General features: G+C 37.9%; 10 protein-coding genes. 8 read left to right on the forward strand and 2 right to left on the reverse strand.

The window, feature by feature from the left end:
• Nucleotides 1-4 precede the first annotated feature (4 nt).
• Nucleotides 5-943 carry a CPBP family intramembrane glutamic endopeptidase gene (locus tag EHQ52_RS08115; RefSeq protein WP_135614696.1) on the forward strand — a complete coding sequence of 313 codons (939 nt, stop codon included), beginning with the start codon at nt 5-7 and terminating at the stop codon, nt 941-943.
• A 40-nt stretch (nt 944-983) separates the two neighbouring features.
• Here the strand turns inward: EHQ52_RS08115 and EHQ52_RS08120 are convergent, their stop codons facing one another.
• Nucleotides 984-2288, reverse strand: a complete 1305-nt coding sequence (locus tag EHQ52_RS08120) for a hypothetical protein (RefSeq protein WP_135614697.1) — start codon at nt 2286-2288, stop codon at nt 984-986.
• A gap of 248 nt (nt 2289-2536) precedes the next feature.
• Between EHQ52_RS08120 and EHQ52_RS08125 the strand changes: the two genes are divergently transcribed.
• The 7 genes from EHQ52_RS08125 (at nt 2537) to EHQ52_RS08155 (ending at nt 16648) form a co-directional block, all read left to right on the forward strand.
• Nucleotides 2537-3988, forward strand: coding sequence for an NAD-dependent succinate-semialdehyde dehydrogenase (locus EHQ52_RS08125; protein ID WP_208653501.1), 1452 nt, complete (start codon nt 2537-2539; stop codon nt 3986-3988).
• Nucleotides 3989-4113: 125 nt separating this feature from the next.
• Nucleotides 4114-7260, forward strand: a complete 3147-nt coding sequence (locus tag EHQ52_RS08130; RefSeq protein WP_135614699.1) for a SpoIIE family protein phosphatase — start codon at nt 4114-4116, stop codon at nt 7258-7260.
• A 167-nt stretch (nt 7261-7427) separates the two neighbouring features.
• Complete coding sequence (locus EHQ52_RS08135) at nt 7428-8996, forward strand: methyl-accepting chemotaxis protein (RefSeq protein WP_135614700.1); 1569 nt, start codon at nt 7428-7430, stop codon at nt 8994-8996.
• A gap of 175 nt (nt 8997-9171) precedes the next feature.
• Nucleotides 9172-10740 (forward strand): methyl-accepting chemotaxis protein, encoded by a 1569-nt coding sequence (locus EHQ52_RS08140; protein ID WP_135615688.1) that lies wholly within the window; start codon nt 9172-9174, stop codon nt 10738-10740.
• A gap of 82 nt (nt 10741-10822) precedes the next feature.
• Complete coding sequence (locus EHQ52_RS08145) at nt 10823-13594, forward strand: SpoIIE family protein phosphatase (RefSeq protein ID WP_135614701.1); 2772 nt, start codon at nt 10823-10825, stop codon at nt 13592-13594.
• A gap of 102 nt (nt 13595-13696) precedes the next feature.
• Complete coding sequence (ilvC, locus tag EHQ52_RS08150; protein ID WP_135614702.1) at nt 13697-14698, forward strand: ketol-acid reductoisomerase; 1002 nt, start codon at nt 13697-13699, stop codon at nt 14696-14698.
• A 327-nt stretch (nt 14699-15025) separates the two neighbouring features.
• Complete coding sequence (locus EHQ52_RS08155; RefSeq protein WP_135614703.1) at nt 15026-16648, forward strand: caspase family protein; 1623 nt, start codon at nt 15026-15028, stop codon at nt 16646-16648.
• Nucleotides 16649-16722: 74 nt separating this feature from the next.
• On the opposite strand, the gene EHQ52_RS08160 is transcribed toward EHQ52_RS08155, so the two are convergent.
• Nucleotides 16723-16929, reverse strand: coding sequence for a hypothetical protein (locus EHQ52_RS08160; protein ID WP_086447697.1), 207 nt, complete (start codon nt 16927-16929; stop codon nt 16723-16725).
• Between the last annotated feature and the right edge of the window lie 124 nt (nt 16930-17053).

Below are 17053 nucleotides of genomic sequence, written 5' to 3' on the forward strand. Positions count from 1 at the left end.
GATTTTGGGCTTATTAAAAGAAAGTTTAAAGGATTTTTTTCAAACCAAAAAAGATTGGATCTCTTTCGGGGGAGTGTTCCTTCTATTTTTAATTTTTTGGTCTTATAATTATTCCTTTCGATTTGCTCCACTTTTTACTCAGGCTTTAAAAGATAACCAGATCGGTTTAAGTCTATTTTACTTTTTATTCTTTGCCGCTGGTGCATTGGTTATCTATCCGATCGTTCTCGCGTTTTATGGAAGACTAAACGAATTCAAACCTTCTATTCCTTTGATCTTAGGTTTTGTAGTAGTCCTTGCGATTGTATGTTCTGCAAGGATCAGGGACTCTGAGTTATTCAGATGGGCTGGCTCTTCTTCCATAGAAATTGCAATGCTTACTATTAACTATGTGGGAACCATTCTTGCATATATTGTATTACCAATAGCTTGGATTATTGTACGCAAAAATTCTCCAGATCGATTTTTAGGTTTAAGTAAGTCTCCAAAGTTCGGAGAAGTATTATTCTTATTAGGATTGATGCTTCCTATAATCGCGATCGCATCCTTCTCTCTTTCTTTTCTCTCGGTATACCCTAGATTTGCAGGAAGACTATCAGATGGTTATTTGATCTATCCTCCTGCTTTGTGGATCATTCTATTCGAAATTTCTTATGCACTAGACTTTGCAGTTTTAGAAACTTTTTTCAGAGGGTTTATGGTTTTTCCTCTGGCTTCCAGAGTGGGAAGTAAACCTGCAGTTTTGGGAATGGCATTCATGTATGGCTTATTACATTTTACAAAACCCCAATATGAAGCATTAGGTTCTTTTTTTGGTGGTTTTATACTAGGAATGATCTCTTATAGGACTAAATCAGTATATGCAGGAATTTTGATACATATAGGGGTTGCTTTGGCAATGGAACTTGCCGCTACTTTACAGTTTTTATATTTTATGGAGTAAATATTCTCCGGTTCAGGTAGAAACCGGAGAAATCGAAATTTCAGATACGGATCGTGTATCCTATATTATAGAAGAAAATCACATGAACTATATGTTGCTGCTGGTAATGATCCACTAAGGCCCTTTTTACTGCAGGATCATCCGACAAAGAAGATATATAGTTAATGATCAAATCATTCTTATATCCGTAAGCTTTAGCAGGATCAATCGTTAATCCGTCATTTGAATTACTATCGGGATATGCTCCTATATTCGGAGTGTAGGTTGGATTATCGACCAGAGCAGGTGTTGCTCTATACATCATATTGGCTGCAAAGAAAAATTTTCCAAAATCAAATTGAAGTCTTGGGCTGATATCACTGATCCCTTTTTTTCGATCTGTGTTATCATTTACTTCTGCGTAACCTAAAACTAAACTAGGAGTGATCCTAAAAGTTTCTCCTTTAAAAAATTCATGAGAAACAGTTAGACGATAGTTATGTGTTCCTTGAAAAGTCCCACCGTAATCGTTTAACATTTTATTATTAATCGAGAACTGAGGATTAAGCCATTCCCAAAAAGGAGCCTTCCATCCGATCACCCAATATCCTCTCATTACATAAGTAGGATCGTTTTGGTTGATGAATAAAAACCCAGCGGAGAATGTACCAAGTTTGGTCTCATGATCATACATCGCTCTTGTGAATAGATAATCAAAGAGTCCGTTTTTTTCTTTCCTAGTCTTTACTTCATTTGGATCGAATTGTAAAGTTCCTGTGGCAAGAGACTTATCTAACAGATAAGTTTGATCAGGACCACCAGGAGTGGATTGTAATCTCATATCCGTATCGGTATTACTTCTATCAACCAAAGGGTTCATAACGGTAAGCCCAAGTTTAAATTGTTTAGGCAAACCTAGGATTTCCACACTGGTAGTTAGAAAATAAGCTTCGTAAAAATCTTTATAAGACTTTCCGTTCCTTCTTGCCTGTCTTTCTCCGAATAGATCGGAACCTTGGAAGGCTCCATCATTAGACAAAGACTGAGAAAGTAAGATAGAATGTTCCGGAAGTGAGTCCTTGGGAGAAGGAGCTTTGACCGCTCCTGTAGGAACACTTTCGTCGGAGGCAAATTCCGGAACGGTATCCGGAGCATCTTCCGAGATTTGTTTTATTTTATCCTTGCGGATTCTATATATGACTCCGTCTGGGTCGACCACCTCTATCTCGGTTTCTGTTTCTTTTTGAACGGAAACTTTTTTGAAAATACGACCCGCATTCATTTGGATCGTAACTGCTAAAATTGATTCGAGAGGTAAGGCGAGGATCAGTAGGAGGATTGAGGAAATACCTAAAATTCTTCCCATATAACCATTATCCAAAATTGGGGGAGTTTCTTCAATACACATACATTTGTAATCATTTATTTACTAATCCCTTAATTGATGTATAACATTCTTTATTTTCAGAATTGCCATGAACTTTTTCATTTCCTAAGAGTCCCACGAAGATTTGATCCTTAAACTATTTTGTATTTTTAACTAATAGAAAATTCGGTTTTCAGCAACGTAATAAAGATCTATCTTTGGAGAAAGAGCTTCTTTCAGGCAAAAATATGATCCAACTCAATCGACCTTCTTTATTCAAAAATTCTAATTTTTATTCAGGAGAATGGAGAACCTTCTCAAAGACAATCCCAGTATTTGATCCAGCAACAGGTGAGAAGATTGGAGAAGTTCCAGATCTTCCAAGAGAAGAAGTAAGAAAAGTTTTGGAGTTTGCAGAGAAATCCCAAAAAGAATGGGCTAAGACGATCGCTAAACAAAGAGCTAGATTTCTCAGGAACTGGGCAGATCTAATGATCCAAAATAAAGAAGACCTAGCAAAAATTATGACCTGGGAACAGGGAAAACCTTTGGCAGAATCCAGAGGTGAGATTGATTACGCTGCTTCTTATTTGGAATGGTTTTCAGAAGAAGCAAAACGTGCTTATGGAGATTTGATCCCCACTCACAGAAAAGAACTTAGATTGATGGCTTGGAAAGAGCCAGTAGGCGTTACTGGAATTTTAACACCATGGAATTTTCCTTCTTCCATGATCACTCGAAAAATAGGACCTGCACTTGCAGCAGGATGTGTCGTGATCTCTAAACCTTCTGAACTTACTCCATATTCTGCCATTGCGTTAGCTGTTCTTGCGGAAGAAGCAGGAATTCCCTCAGGAGTTTTCCAAGTTATTACTGGGCAACCTGAACCGATCGCAAACGAATTTTTAGAAAACAAAATTGTTCGTAAGATCAGTTTTACAGGTTCTACAAGAGTCGGAAAAATACTTTTGGAAAAATCAGCAAACCAAGTGAAAAGAATTTCTTTAGAATTAGGAGGTAATGCTCCATTTATAGTATTCGCGGATGCAAATATAAAAGAAGCAATACGTGGAGGAATTCTTTCAAAATTTCGTAATGCAGGACAAACCTGCGTATGCACGAACAGATTTTTGGTAGAAGAAAAGATCGCAGAAGAATTCGCTCACGGTTTAGCGGAAGAAGTTTCCAAATTCAAAGTAGGAAATGGTTTTGAAGAAGGAGTTAATATTGGCCCTTTAATTCATTCTGCCGCAGTTAAAAAAGTAGACTCTCATCTAAAGGACGCCATCGAAAAAGGAGGAAAACTTTTGGTGGGAGGGAAACCTCATTCTCTTGGTAGGAACTTCTACGAACCGAGCGTTCTCTCGGGAATTTCCGAAAAATCATTATGTTTTCAAGAAGAAACATTCGGTCCTCTTGCACCTATTAAAAGTTTCAAAACGGAAGAGGAAGCATTACAAATTGCAAACGCAAGCGACGTAGGTTTAGCATCTTACGTATATACAAACGATTCTGCCAGGATCTGGAGAATTTCAGAAGCATTAGAAGCTGGGATGGTGTCTGTAAACGAAGGTATTCTATCAACGGAGCAAGTACCTTTTGGAGGAGTAAAAGAGTCCGGTATGGGTAGAGAAGGTTCTAAATATGGGATAGAAGAATACCAGGAAATAAAATATATCTGCTGGGGCGGACAAGGTTAATCTTAAAAACTTCGAATTCTCATTGTTAGTTTTAGTAAAAAACTTTCGTCTTCTGAGTTCGGACTTCTTTTCGCATTTTTCTTGACGTAGTTGTCCTTCGGATCAATTTCTTAGGCTGCTATTTTATGGACCCTTTTTATTTTAACTTTTACTTCTTCGGATCCTTACTCGCTTCCTTATTTTCTTTGTACGTTTCCTTTTTCTTTCTGACCATCAAGGACAGAAGTAAGGCGGCATTTCATCTAGGTCTTTCGAGTTTATCAACAACCATATTTCATTTTGGTTACTTGGTAGCCTTTTGCTCTCCTGAAGACTGGACGATCTTTCATAGGTGGATCGTGATCCCATTCCCGATGGTGGGGTACACTCAGCTTTTTATCTTCTTCTTTTATTTCCCAACTCCTAAAAAAGAAAAGTTAGGACTGACTTTGTATGCGGTCTTGTATGCAGGAGTTATAACCTTAGCAATCTTCTATATTATGCTTTCTTTAAAGTCTACTCGAAGTTTCGTAATGGGTAGTCATTATTGGGATTTTGAAACTCATTTATTCTACAAAGTTTTTTCTCTTATAGTTTTCCTTTACAACTTCATCTTTTTGATCGCAGCGATTTGGAGAGCGATCGTTGAAAAAGGAGGGGAGAGAAGGTCCGTAATTTATATCACTCTTGCTTATCTGACAATTACACTTTTACCAGGCATTACAAATGCTTTAAGTAGAGAAGGTACTGTTTCTAGAGCAGTATATCAACAAACAGCGGACATTCTTCTTGTAGCAGGATTATTTTTAATTCTGATCGTTTATGTAAATGCAACCAAAGAAAGAACCACAATCTTAAGCAGGATTGTGGGAGTGAGTATGGCAACATTCCTTCTCGCTTTTCAGCTGGTGGGATTTGCAATATTAAACGGATATGATTCTTCTTTCGATCTAATCAAAAAAGAAGAAGCGAAACTGGTCGTATTACAGGGAGAAACTCCGAACGGATTCGCATATTTGACTTCTTATGATCCAAACGAAAATCAATTTCTAACTGAAAGAGGTTTTAAGGACCCAAGATTCGATTCTGAAGATAGATTAGAGATAAAATTCTTTTATATTTCTAAAAATCTTACGAGTTTAGGAAGGCTCCCAGCAAGTACAAGATTAGAAAGATCCAAAACTATTTTAGAAAATTCTCCCAAAGAATTTTATGCATACCAAGACGGACTGAAACAATTTTTAGAATCTAAGGGTAGTGATTCAGTTTCTGACGAAGATGTACGAGAATTTTTCAGATATCTGAACAAAAAATTAAAAGTAGTTCGAAGTAAATATTCTCATTTACCTTCTAAATCAGATGCTCCTGCAATTTATAAACTTTTAAAATCGGAAGAAGTTGGGCTCTCCGCAATTTTAGAAAAAGTCAAGGTAAAGGCAGAAGCTGATCTTAAGGCAGATATATCAGAGTCGGACTTGGATAAAACGATACTTCTACCCTTAACTCCGATCAGAGAAGTGGGAGAACGGATCTATAGAGGAACGAAATATTATAAAGTAGGAGATGATAAGCCGCAATACTATGTTTCCTACCTGGTTGTACATCCTACAAACGGGAATGTATACGAAGTAGGTTTTACTTACATATCCTTCAGAACATTCATACATGAACCTGCGTTAATCTTGGTTGTATGTTTACTTGCAATCATGTTGGTGATTAGTTTGGGATTCAGATTTTTCTTCCAAAATGCTCTAATCAAACCTATGGACGAAGTCGTCGTAGGTTTAACTGAAGTAAATTCAGGAAATTTGGATTATAGACTTGAACCAAGGGTAGAAGACGAGATTGGATTTATCGCAAGATCATTCAACAGAATGGCAAGGTCCATCCAAGCAGCACGAAAAAGATTAGAACAATACGCTAATGAGTTAGAGGAAAAAGTAAAAGAACGAACCAAGGAATTGGAACAAACCTTGGGAGAAGTACAAGAACTCAAACAACAACAGGATGGAGACTATTTCTTAACTTCTCTTTTGATCAAACCTTTAGGTGCAAACAAGGCAGTTCATGAAAACGTAAAGGTAGATTTTTTACTAGAACAAAAGAAAAAATTCACATTCAGAAGATATCATGATGAGATCGGTGGAGACTTAAACATCTCCAATCATATAGATTTATTGGGAAGATCTTATACTGTATTTTTGAACGCTGATGCAATGGGAAAATCCATGCAAGGTGCTGGCGGTGCTCTAGTTCTTGGATCTGTTTTTGAATCTATAATAGAAAGAACCAGACTTGCCGATAATATGAAAAATCAGTCTCCGGAACGTTGGTTGAAAAATGCGTTTACGGAACTTCATAAGGTTTTCGAAAGTTTCGACGGTTCCATGTTGGTTTCTTCGGTAATGGGTCTTGTAGACGACGAAGTTGGTATTTTATATTTTATTAATGCAGAACACCCTTGGACAGTTCTATACAGGGATGGAATTGCAAGCTTCATAGAAGATGAGTTGATGTTCCGAAAATTAGGAACCACTGGAATGGAAGGTCGTATTTTTATCAAAACCTTCCAATTAGAACCTGGAGATGTGATCATTGCTGGCTCCGACGGTAGAGACGATATTTTGATCGGGACAGACGCAGATGGGGGAAGGATTATCAATGATGACGAAAAACTTTTCCTAAGGATCGTGGAAGAAGGTAGAGGTGACCTAGGTGGAATTTATAATTGTATTACAGGTAGGGGACCTCTTACTGATGACCTTTCTCTTATCAGACTCTCTTTTAAAGAAGATGATTCAGATCAAAAAGTTCACGATGAGCAAAAACAAAAAATAAAAGAACTACTTAATAGAGCTAAGGAAACTTCTCAAAACAAAGATGTCTCAGAGGCTATTACTTATCTGGAAGAAGCGGAGAATTTAGACAGTCGCATTCCAGAAGTTAAGAAAAATTTCGTAAAATTGTTCTTAAAGCTCAAGGATTATTCCAAAGCAGCACATTACGCAGAAGACTACTTGAATATCAAACCTGTAGATAAGGAAATTTTGTATGTAGCTTCCTTTGCCGCAAGAAAGGCGGGGCAGTTAAAAAAGGCCTTAGACTTTGGAGAAAGATTGAGATTAAGAGAGCCGGATCATTTCAAAAATCTAATGAATCTGGCTCAAGTATATATCGCTTTAAAAAATTATGAAAGAGCAATGTCTATGGTCCAATCTGCTCTTCATATAGAACCTGAAAACGAAGCGGTGCTTAGGATCAGAGATGTTCTTAGGAAAAATTGGCGTCAGTAGTAGACTTATACTGCTGACTAATATCAACTTCTAAGCTTTGTCCCTTAGAATATGAAATTAAAATGTGAGTTTTTGCTCACTTTATAAAAAATAAGATCGATTCTATGCGCCTTCGGTTTGAATTTAGAGTATTCTTTGAATAAAACCAAACATTATTGGGGGCTCCAATGAATGATGAACGAACCATGGAAAAGATCGCCGCGTTAGGTCCTTTGACTATTAACCGGATCCGCATAGGATTAGTTTTTCTAATTTTAGCCTCTTTAGCTGCTTCTTGGGAACAAAGTTCCTTCGAACAAAATATGGCTTACCTAGGGGGAACGATCTCAATGGCGATCGTCTCTCTGGTGAATTTATTCTTTTCTTATCGAAATGGAAAGATCCCGAAATCGCTTGGGATGATCTCAGTCATTTTAGATATATTAATACTTGCGAGTGTTATGTTTTTCGCCGCTTCTACGGATAAGAACATGTCTTCGGGTATCATTAGACAAATTATATTATATGCGATTAATGTAATATTGATCGTTTATTCGGGATTACTCTTAACTCCAAGATTTGTAGTTATTGCAGGAATTGTATCGGCAGTTGCACAAGGTGCAGTAATATTAAATTGTTATCTTCATGGAGTTGTATTTTCAGAAGAGCCATTAGAAGTACTTTCTCCAGGATTTGCCTCCACCTCTGAACAAATTTTAAAACTAATTTTTCTGATCGTGATCGCTTTTATAGTGAGAAGTGTAATTAACATATTCGGACTTATGCGAGATGCGGAAGAAGAAAAATTAAACACCATCATTGTATCCGGAAATGAATTGAAAAAAAGTAAGGAAAGAATGGATTCTGCTGCAGTATCGCTAAGAGAAAAATCCAGATCTTTAAGAAACTTCTCTAATGAATTTTTCGATGTGATCAATAATCACGCGGCCTCTTTCGATGAGATAGGAAGTACTTTAAGCGAATTTTTATCCCAGATAGAAAGTGCTGCCTCAAGCGTTAAGGATCAATTCGGAAGAATAGAATTGCTCGTAAAAGAAAGCCAAAATTTAAGATCTTTGATCGATAAGATTTCGGGTTATTCTTCTGAGTTAAATGATCGTATCCATTCTGTTTTGAATACAGGAAAAGAAGTGACTGAATTTGTTTCAGGACTTTCTGAATCTTTGGAATCCCTTGGAGAATCTTTCCGTTCTGTGGGAGAGGTTACAGTAATCATGGCCGATGTTGCAGATCGTACCAATTTACTTTCTTTAAATGCTTCGATAGAAGCAGCAAGGGCAGGAGTTGCAGGAAGAGGTTTCGCAGTGGTTGCGACTGAAGTTTCTAAACTCGCAGAAAGCAGCGGTCAAAATGCTGCAAGGATCTCTAAAATAATAGGTGAGTCGAATGATTACGTAGACAAAGGAAGAAATCGAGCCTTGGTGACTTCAGAAAAAGTCAAAAACCAAGAGGATCAGTTTGCTGCGTTCTTAGGTAGATTCAATGAATTGAATGGACTTCTTGAAGACCAAATCAAAATAAACGACCAATTTTTAGCCAGTCTCTCCGAGTTACGTAAACTTTCTGCAGGAATTGAGACTTCTTCAAACGAACAAAACTCAGGGGCTTCTATGATACTGGGAGCGATATCTGAATTGCAGGGTTCAATGGATTCTTTATTGAGAAAGAGTGAACTTTTATCTGATACAATAAGGGTATTGGAAGAAGAAGCCGAGCTCCTCGGAAAAGAACATTGATCTATATCAGCTGAATGGTCGGATATATTAGGGACTTATTAAATAAAGGGCAACGTTAACTTTCTTTTGCAATAAATTTTCCACGAATAAAATCCGAAAAAGGATCGATTTATTGGCCCTTTTACCGTCTTGGATATTAGTTAATAAAAATGTTCCTAAGGCGGGTTTTTCTAATATGGTAGCACGTTCCGAAACGGAAAAAATTCTCGCTCAAGGTCCGATCACAATCAATCGAATCAGATTCGGACTGACATTACTCTATTTTGCTTCCATAGCCATGGGGTACAAGAGAAGTACCCTATTCCAAAACTCGCTCTATATTATAGGGACTTCCGTGATGGTGATGTATGTCACTTATACCTTCCTTAAAAATAGATTTGGAAGCGGGGTATCCCCCTTTTTGGGAAAAGTTTTTATAGTGGCCGATGTGGTCGTTCTTTGTTTGGTAATGATTGGCGCGACCACAGAGGACGCAAAGCTTGCTTCGAATGTTATCAAACAAGTAGTCCTATATACTATTAATGTTATTTATATAGTTTATGCGGGACTTTTACTTTCTCCTAGATTTGTATATCTGACTGGGTTCTTAACTATTCTTTGCCAAAGTTTAGTAACCGTGAATGCAGCTTATACCGGAGTAGTCTTTACGGAAGATAGTATTGTTTCCATAACTCCTGGTTATGCTGCAATGTCTGAACAGATCACCAAGATGTTATTCTTAATGACCACTGCATTTATTGTAGTAGCGGTAATCCGGATCTTTTTACAGTTAAAGAGTGTAGAAGAGGAAAAATCCCAAGCTATCGAAAAGTCCAAAGAAGATCTGGAACACGGCAGGATCAGAATGACTGAGTCCGCTGTTTCCTTAAAAGAGAATTCCAAAAAGTTAAAAGACTTCTCCGATGATTTTTCGGAAGTGATCAGCAATCATGCTGCTTCTTTCGAAGAGATCAGTTCCACAATGGAAGAATTTTTAGCTCAAACGGAACAATCGACAGAAACAGTTAAAGACCAATTCACAAAGATTGAAGGATTATTGGGAGAAAGTAGAAATCTTAATACTCTAATTGATCGTATCTCCGGACACTCCGACGATTTGAATCGTAATATGGATATAGTTTTAGATGCAGGAAAAGCAGTAAGTGAATTCGTAGATGGTCTTAGAACTTCTTTAGAATCTTTAGGAAGTTCCTTCCGCTCCGTGGGCGAAGTAAATCAGATCATGTCTGATGTTGCAGATAGGACCAACCTTCTATCCTTGAACGCATCTATCGAAGCGGCAAGAGCCGGTGCCGCAGGAAGAGGATTTGCAGTTGTCGCAACAGAAGTTTCTAAACTTGCAGAAAGTAGTTCTGAGAACGCAGATCGTATTTCTAAAATTATAAACGAAAGTACGAAATATGTACAAGACGGACAAAAATCTGCTCATACTGCAAATGAGAAAGTGAAAGAGCAAGATACTTTGTTCACAAACTTTTTAGATAGTTTTAAACAACTGAATCAATTATTGAGCGAACAGAAAACAGTGAACGAACGTTTTCTGAACAGTCTTTCAGTTTTAAGAAATTTATCTTCTGATATTGAAACTGGTTCAAAAGAACAATCCCTTGGAGCGAATGCAATCATGACATCAGTATCTTCTTTGCAAAGTTCTATGGATTCTTTGTTAAGAAAGAGTGAAATGTTAGCGGAAACTATTAAAATTCTGGAAACGGAAGCCCAAACATTGGCTTCGAAAGGTTAGTCGTACTTCCGATAAAATTTCCGAACTAGTTTGTATAGAAAAATCTTGAATTCTAAACACTAGGGATTAGAAAAGTCGCTCCATGATTTATTTTAACTCATGGGCGATCTCTTCGCTCATCTGTTCCATCTTTACCTTTATCATTTTTGCTTTTTTAGCTGCGTTAAAGAAGAAAGCGAATTATACTAGCGCGTTCTCTTATCTTTTTCTTTTCGTATTTTTGATCAATTTCGGGTTCTTTTTTTCTGCGATCTTTCCTTATCCAGAAGCTGCGTATCATAGAATTATCACTGGTCCTGCGGCAGCATTTGGTACAATCTTTCTTTGTATATTCGCTTACTTATATCCCAGAAACGATCATCCTAAAGAAGCTAAGTACGTGATTGGATCTCTTCTTGGGATCTCTTTAATTACGATCTCTTATTCTTACTTTCAAATCTTTACAAATAAGCCGTTATTTCATTTTGCAGGACAGATCTATAATTATCAGCAAAAGGTGGGTAATATTCTAGCAGTATCACTTCTTGCTTTTCTCTTGGTTATGATCTTTATCCAGGTCCGAAAAATTATCAGGGCAGATAAGGAAGAAAGAAAAGCATTAGTTCAGATGTCCTTGGGAATGGACGTCACATACTTAGTCCCAGTGGTTTCTAATCTTTTGTTTAGAGAAGGTGTGATCACTTTTAATGCATTCCAACAATTATACGTTGGTTTTATGATCTTAGGATATTTTACTCTGACTATATTATTCATTAATAATACAGTAGATAAAACTTCTTTTATGACTAAGATTATCGGGATTACTGTGGCGACTTGTTTGGTTTTTGCTCAGGCATTTTCTACAGTAGTGAACTTGAAAAATGAATCTTTATTTGATGAGATCAGTATTAAAGAAGCTCAAGCATTTTTGAATACTGGCAAATCAGAAGGTTCGTCGATTGCGTATGCAGTTTCTTTAGGGGATTCTTCAAATAAACCTAAGATTTTGATAAAATCTGCAGGTATAGAGCCTAATTTAAATCTGGCTCAAAAGGAAATTTTAGAAAATAGAAAGTCCGGGAATTTCCTGAAAAGAACTCCCACTACAAATCTTCCAAAAACAACTTCAGTAGATTACGTTCCTTCTCCAAATGATCTATTCTATTCTTATTATTTAAGAGACGAACTGGGAGAAAGAACTCTTCTTGTAGCGTTTCCCTATCTACATTACAGAAAGTTTTTGGATGAAACGAATAGTTGGTTGGTGTTCTTAACTCTTTCTCTTGTGTTCGTGATCTTAGTTTTGTTCCCATTCTTCTTCAATCGAAGTTTGGTACGTCCTCTGAACACTTTGATCCGAGGAGTGGGAGAAGTAAATTTAGGAAATCTTACAATCCGAATTCCAGTACTCGTCCAGGATGAGATAGGTTATCTTTCTGAATCTTTCAACAAGATGGTGGGAAGTATTCTGGAAGGAAGAACAAAGTTAGAAGAGTATGCAGACACTTTGGAAGAGAAGGTCGATGCTCGTACGAAAGAAGTTACCGAAAAAATGGAAGAGATCCAGTCGCTCAAGGTGCAGCAGGACGGAGATTATTTTTTAACTTCTCTATTAAGCAAACCTTTGATGACGAATTGGAATCGTTCTTCTTCGGTTACGACTAACTTTTACATAGAACAAAAGAAAAAATTCGTTTTTAAGAGTAAAGAATCGGAGATCGGAGGAGATATTTGTATCAGCGGAAATCTTCTATTCGGTTCTGAAAAAGAAAGATGGTCTGTGTTCTTAAACGGAGACGCGATGGGAAAATCCATGCAAGGAGCAGGAGGAGCCATCGTACTCGGAACGGCTATAAACAATATTATGGCTAGATCTGCGAGCCAAGGAAAGGTTTTAAATATTTCGCCAGAAGACTGGGTTAGAGAATCTTATCGAGAGTTGGATGATATTTTTAGAACGTTCGACGGAGTAATGATGGCTTCTGCTATTCTTGGTCTCATAAATGAAAAAACCGGAAAGATGTACTATTTTAATGCGGAACATCCTTGGGCAGTACTTCTTCGAGATGGAAAAGCATCTTTCTTAGAAAGAGAATTAACTCTTCGTAAACTAGGTTCTCCTTCTGAGATGAGTTTTAGAATTTTGGAATTCGATCTGATGCCTGGAGATATTCTTTATGTAGGCTCAGACGGAAGAGACGATATCAATTTAACCGAAGATGGTGTGAATTGGATCATGAACTCTGACGAAAATATGTTTCTCAAAACGGTTGAGGAATCAAAAGGAGATCTGGATAATTTAGTAGATCGTATCCATAGTTTGGGTGCATTATCAGACGACCTTTCTCTAATACGCATTGGATTCCATGAAAAACTTTCTCCGAATATTACTGAATCTAAAACTGGAATTCCTGAATCTATACTAAGAAAATATACCGAGGCCAAAGCCCTATTACAACAAAGAGAGATCGGAACTGCAGTAGTATTATTGGAAGAAGCATTACATTCTGTCCCTTCTTTCAAAGCAGCCGCAAGATTATTGGGACAAGTTTATTATGATAGAAAGGAGTATGATCCTTCTTCTCGATGGCTTGAAAAATATCTAGAGTTTGATTCAGATTCTCCCAATATCTGGTTCTTACTTTCTGTATGTTATAAACATTTAAAAGAATACTCTAAGTCTAGCCAAGCGGCGGAGAAGGTCCGTATCTCCCAACCTCATCGTCTTGCGAACTTGATCAACCTTACGGATAATTATAGATTATTAGGTCGCTTTAGAGAGGCGCGTTCGATCTTAGAAGCAGCAGAGTCCATAGATGGAGAAAGCCCTGGAGTCAGAAAGCTGGACGAACTATTGAAATCGAAGGGCTACTAAAACAAATTTAGATTGTGGAATCGGCCATTTCACAATGTTTTGTAAAAAAGACCCTATTAGAAACCGGCTCGACTCCCGTTTTCTAACATTCGAGGTGCCACAATGGCTAATTTATACTATGATAAAGATACGGACCTTTCCGTATTAAAAGGAAAGACCATCGCCGTAATCGGATACGGAAGCCAAGGTCACGCACAAGCTCAGAACATGAAAGATTCCGGACTGAAAGTTATTATCGGTCTAAAAGAAGGATCTAAATCCAAGAAAGAAGCTGAAGAAGCTGGTTTCGAAGTATTCTCCGTTTCTGAAGCAGCTAAAAAAGCAGACATTATCCAAATCCTTGCTCCAGACGAGATCCAAGGCGACATCTATAAAGCAGATATCGAGCCTAACCTGAAAGACGGAGATGCATTAGTTTTCTCTCATGGATTCAATATCCATTTCGAATTCATCCAACCTCCTAAAACTGTAGACGTTTACATGGTCGCTCCAAAAGGACCAGGACACTTGGTTCGTAGAGTATACGTAGAAGGTGGTGGTGTTCCTTGTTTGATCGCTGTAAACCAAGACGCAACTGGAACAGCAAAACAAAGAGCACTTGCTCACGCAGCCGGAGTAGGCGGAGGAAGAGCAGGGATCCTTGAAACTACTTTCAGAGAAGAAACTGAAACTGACCTTTTCGGAGAGCAAGTAGTTCTTTGCGGTGGTCTTTCTAATTTGATCATGGCTGGTTTCGAAACTCTTACTGAAGCTGGTTACGATCCTGAGATCGCTTACTTCGAATGTTTACACGAAGTTAAATTGATCACTGATCTGATCTACGAAGGTGGATTAGCTCGTATGCGTTATTCCATTTCCGGAACTGCAGAATACGGAGACTATGTTTCTGGACCTCGTATCATTGATGCTGGCGTTAAAGCACGTATGAAAGATGTTCTTGCTGATATCCAAAAAGCAAACGGCTCCAAGTTCGCAAAAGCTTGGATCGCAGAAACAAAAGCTGGTTATCCTGAGTTCAATAAAATGAGAGAGAAAAATGCAGGACACCCTATCGAAGACGTAGGTAAAAAATTACGCAGCATGATGAAATGGCTGAGTAAATAATAAAATCCTAATACTTGGATTTAAAGGGCCGGAATTTTCCGGCCTTTTTTATTTGGTAAACTTACTAATATCTTCTCGCCCCGTACGTAATTAAAAAGATCCCTAAAAACCCATAGTTGTTCGAAAACAGGAACGGATTGCCGGGAACATAATTGGAAATTTCTTGCTCAAAGTCTTAAAATCGTTCTAAGTTTGGAAAAAAAATCAGAAAATCATAGGTCATAAGTCCGGTACTCGCTCTAGGAAGGTATCTATCCTTAGGGCAAAAAAATAATGACAAAGCCTAGCTTTTTGCTATTTTGAGACACCCAAGCCAGGAGGCTCTGATTGAAATCCTTAATTTCCATAATCGGAATTTCCCTCTTTTTATTTTCTACAGATGTATTCGCACAGAAAAGGTTCGGCCTTATCTTCGGATCCAACTATAAAGGAAACAAAGCCGGAATCCCTGAATTAAATCTTTGTGAGGCTGACGCCAAATATCTACACGATGAGATCAAACGTGTAGGAAAATTCGATGAGATCAAAATTGTTTTGGGCCAAGATGTAACCAAAAACAATATACAGAAAGAAATTAAGGCTCTTGCTTCCAAAGCAAAAGCGGATGATACAGTATTTCTTTATTTCTCAGGTCACGGCGCTTTTCAAAGAGATGAAAAAGCAAAGAACGGAATGAGAAACCTGATCATCTGTTATGATAGGCCTCACCTTTCCGATGATGAGTTAAATGATTATCTAGAAGGTATCAAATCTCCTAAAACGGTTTTCGTTTTCGACTGCTGCTTCTCCGGAGGTATTGCTAAAAAAGGAAAGGCAACTAGAGGTTCTGCTAACGTTCCAATTCCAGAAGGAAGTGATGGAACAGTTAAACAAGACTCTCAGGACTTTTTCTTCCAAGATAAGGCGATCATTTCCAGCGCGGATGATAACCAAACTGCGATCGAAGTCGGCGGAACAATCAATCATGGGATCTTTACTTATAATTTCGGAAAGGCTCTTTCTAGTGGAGACTTAAACCAGGACAATGTGATCACTGCACTCGAAGCCTTCTTCGCTTCTAAAGATGAAACAGTAAATATGGCTAAAAAGTATGATCACGAACAAGTGCCTCAGATTTCGGGTAACGCGTCAGGTATCTTCTTAGCTGGAGAAAAAAAGCCTGATCCTCCAAAACCTGTAGAGCCTGTTAAACCTCCTGTAAATCCTACTCCTATTCCGGATGTTCAACCTCCTAAACCAGAGCCTGAAACTCCAGTTGTTACAAACGAAGAACCTCCAGTTGTTCCTACAAATCTGAAAGGTGACTTAGTTATTAAAACAACTATCATCCAAGATAGAGCTTATGCTGTGTCTGATCTTCCTCCAGAAATACGTATCACTTCTGGTAAGAAGAGAGTGGGAAATCGTTCTATCAGAGTACTTATCGACGATAAGGAAGTGGATAAGACGATCACTACTGAATCTTCCAATTATTGGGGAGCAGTCAAAAGAATGGGGAAACTCATTCCGGGTGCGACTTATACTTTAACTGTAAAAGGTGTACCAGCAGGTGTTCATAAGGTAACCATCCAAGCGGATGATTATCCAGAAGTCCAAAAGACCCAGGCAGTTCTTCCGAATAAGAGAAACGATCTGGAAGTAGTAACATCTATGACAGGTTACGGAGCGATCCGAGGAAAAGTATTCTACAGAACCTTGGATAACCCTGTGCTTAACCAGCCGATCTTTATGCCTACGATTACAAGCGTAAGCGGTATCCAAAAATTGAATACTGACCAAAACGGTAACTTCTGGTTTACAAATTTAAAACCGGGAGAGTATGAGATCAAGGCTACATTCGCAGAAGATCTAAACTTGAATAATGCTGATATTAAGGTGAGAGAGGGAGAAGTAACTGAAGTGGATATTATCCTGAATGTGAAACTTCCATCTACTAAAACCAAATATTAAGAACAGAATATTTAGTTTTCAGGAAGAGAGCCTCTCGAGAGATCGAGGGGCTTTTTTTGTTCCTGGTTTGGGTTTTAATCTTTTTGGAAACTATTCCATTGTTTGGAATTGATTCTTCTTTTGCGAATTTCGACTAGGATTTTCATTTGTCTTCTATCTAACAAATTCCCAGCTTTTAGACCGGATTCCGGTAAAGCAGTGTCGTTTGTAAGATTAGCAAAGGTTTTTCCGATTTTTGCAAAGGAACTCCGTAGATCCGGATCCATTTCGGGATATATCATAAATCGCCTCCGTGCGACCCCATTCGGGAAAAAAGGGAGAAAGTTCCGGGTTTCCATCCTTGGAAAGGAAGCTTTCTCCCAAACTGTACTTCGGGACTTTGCGAAAATACTTGAGATATTTTTT

It is taken from the genome of Leptospira koniambonensis, from assembly GCF_004769555.1.
Classification (GTDB): Bacteria; Spirochaetota; Leptospiria; order Leptospirales; family Leptospiraceae; genus Leptospira_B; species Leptospira_B koniambonensis.

Excerpts from the sequence above, each read along its gene's own strand:
- EHQ52_RS08135 (WP_135614700.1), top strand. The coding sequence starts at position 7,428 with ATGAATGATGAACGAACCATGGAAAAGATCGCCGCGTTAGGTCCTTTG.
- EHQ52_RS08145 (WP_135614701.1), top strand. The coding sequence starts at position 10,823 with ATGATTTATTTTAACTCATGGGCGATCTCTTCGCTCATCTGTTCCATC.
- EHQ52_RS08160 (WP_086447697.1), bottom strand. The coding sequence starts at position 16,929 with ATGATATATCCCGAAATGGATCCGGATCTACGGAGTTCCTTTGCAAAA.
- EHQ52_RS08120 (WP_135614697.1), bottom strand. The coding sequence starts at position 2,288 with ATGGGAAGAATTTTAGGTATTTCCTCAATCCTCCTACTGATCCTCGCC.
- EHQ52_RS08130 (WP_135614699.1), top strand. The coding sequence starts at position 4,114 with ATGGACCCTTTTTATTTTAACTTTTACTTCTTCGGATCCTTACTCGCT.
- EHQ52_RS08125 (WP_208653501.1), top strand. The coding sequence starts at position 2,537 with ATGATCCAACTCAATCGACCTTCTTTATTCAAAAATTCTAATTTTTAT.
- EHQ52_RS08140 (WP_135615688.1), top strand. The coding sequence starts at position 9,172 with ATGGTAGCACGTTCCGAAACGGAAAAAATTCTCGCTCAAGGTCCGATC.
- ilvC (WP_135614702.1), top strand. The coding sequence starts at position 13,697 with ATGGCTAATTTATACTATGATAAAGATACGGACCTTTCCGTATTAAAA.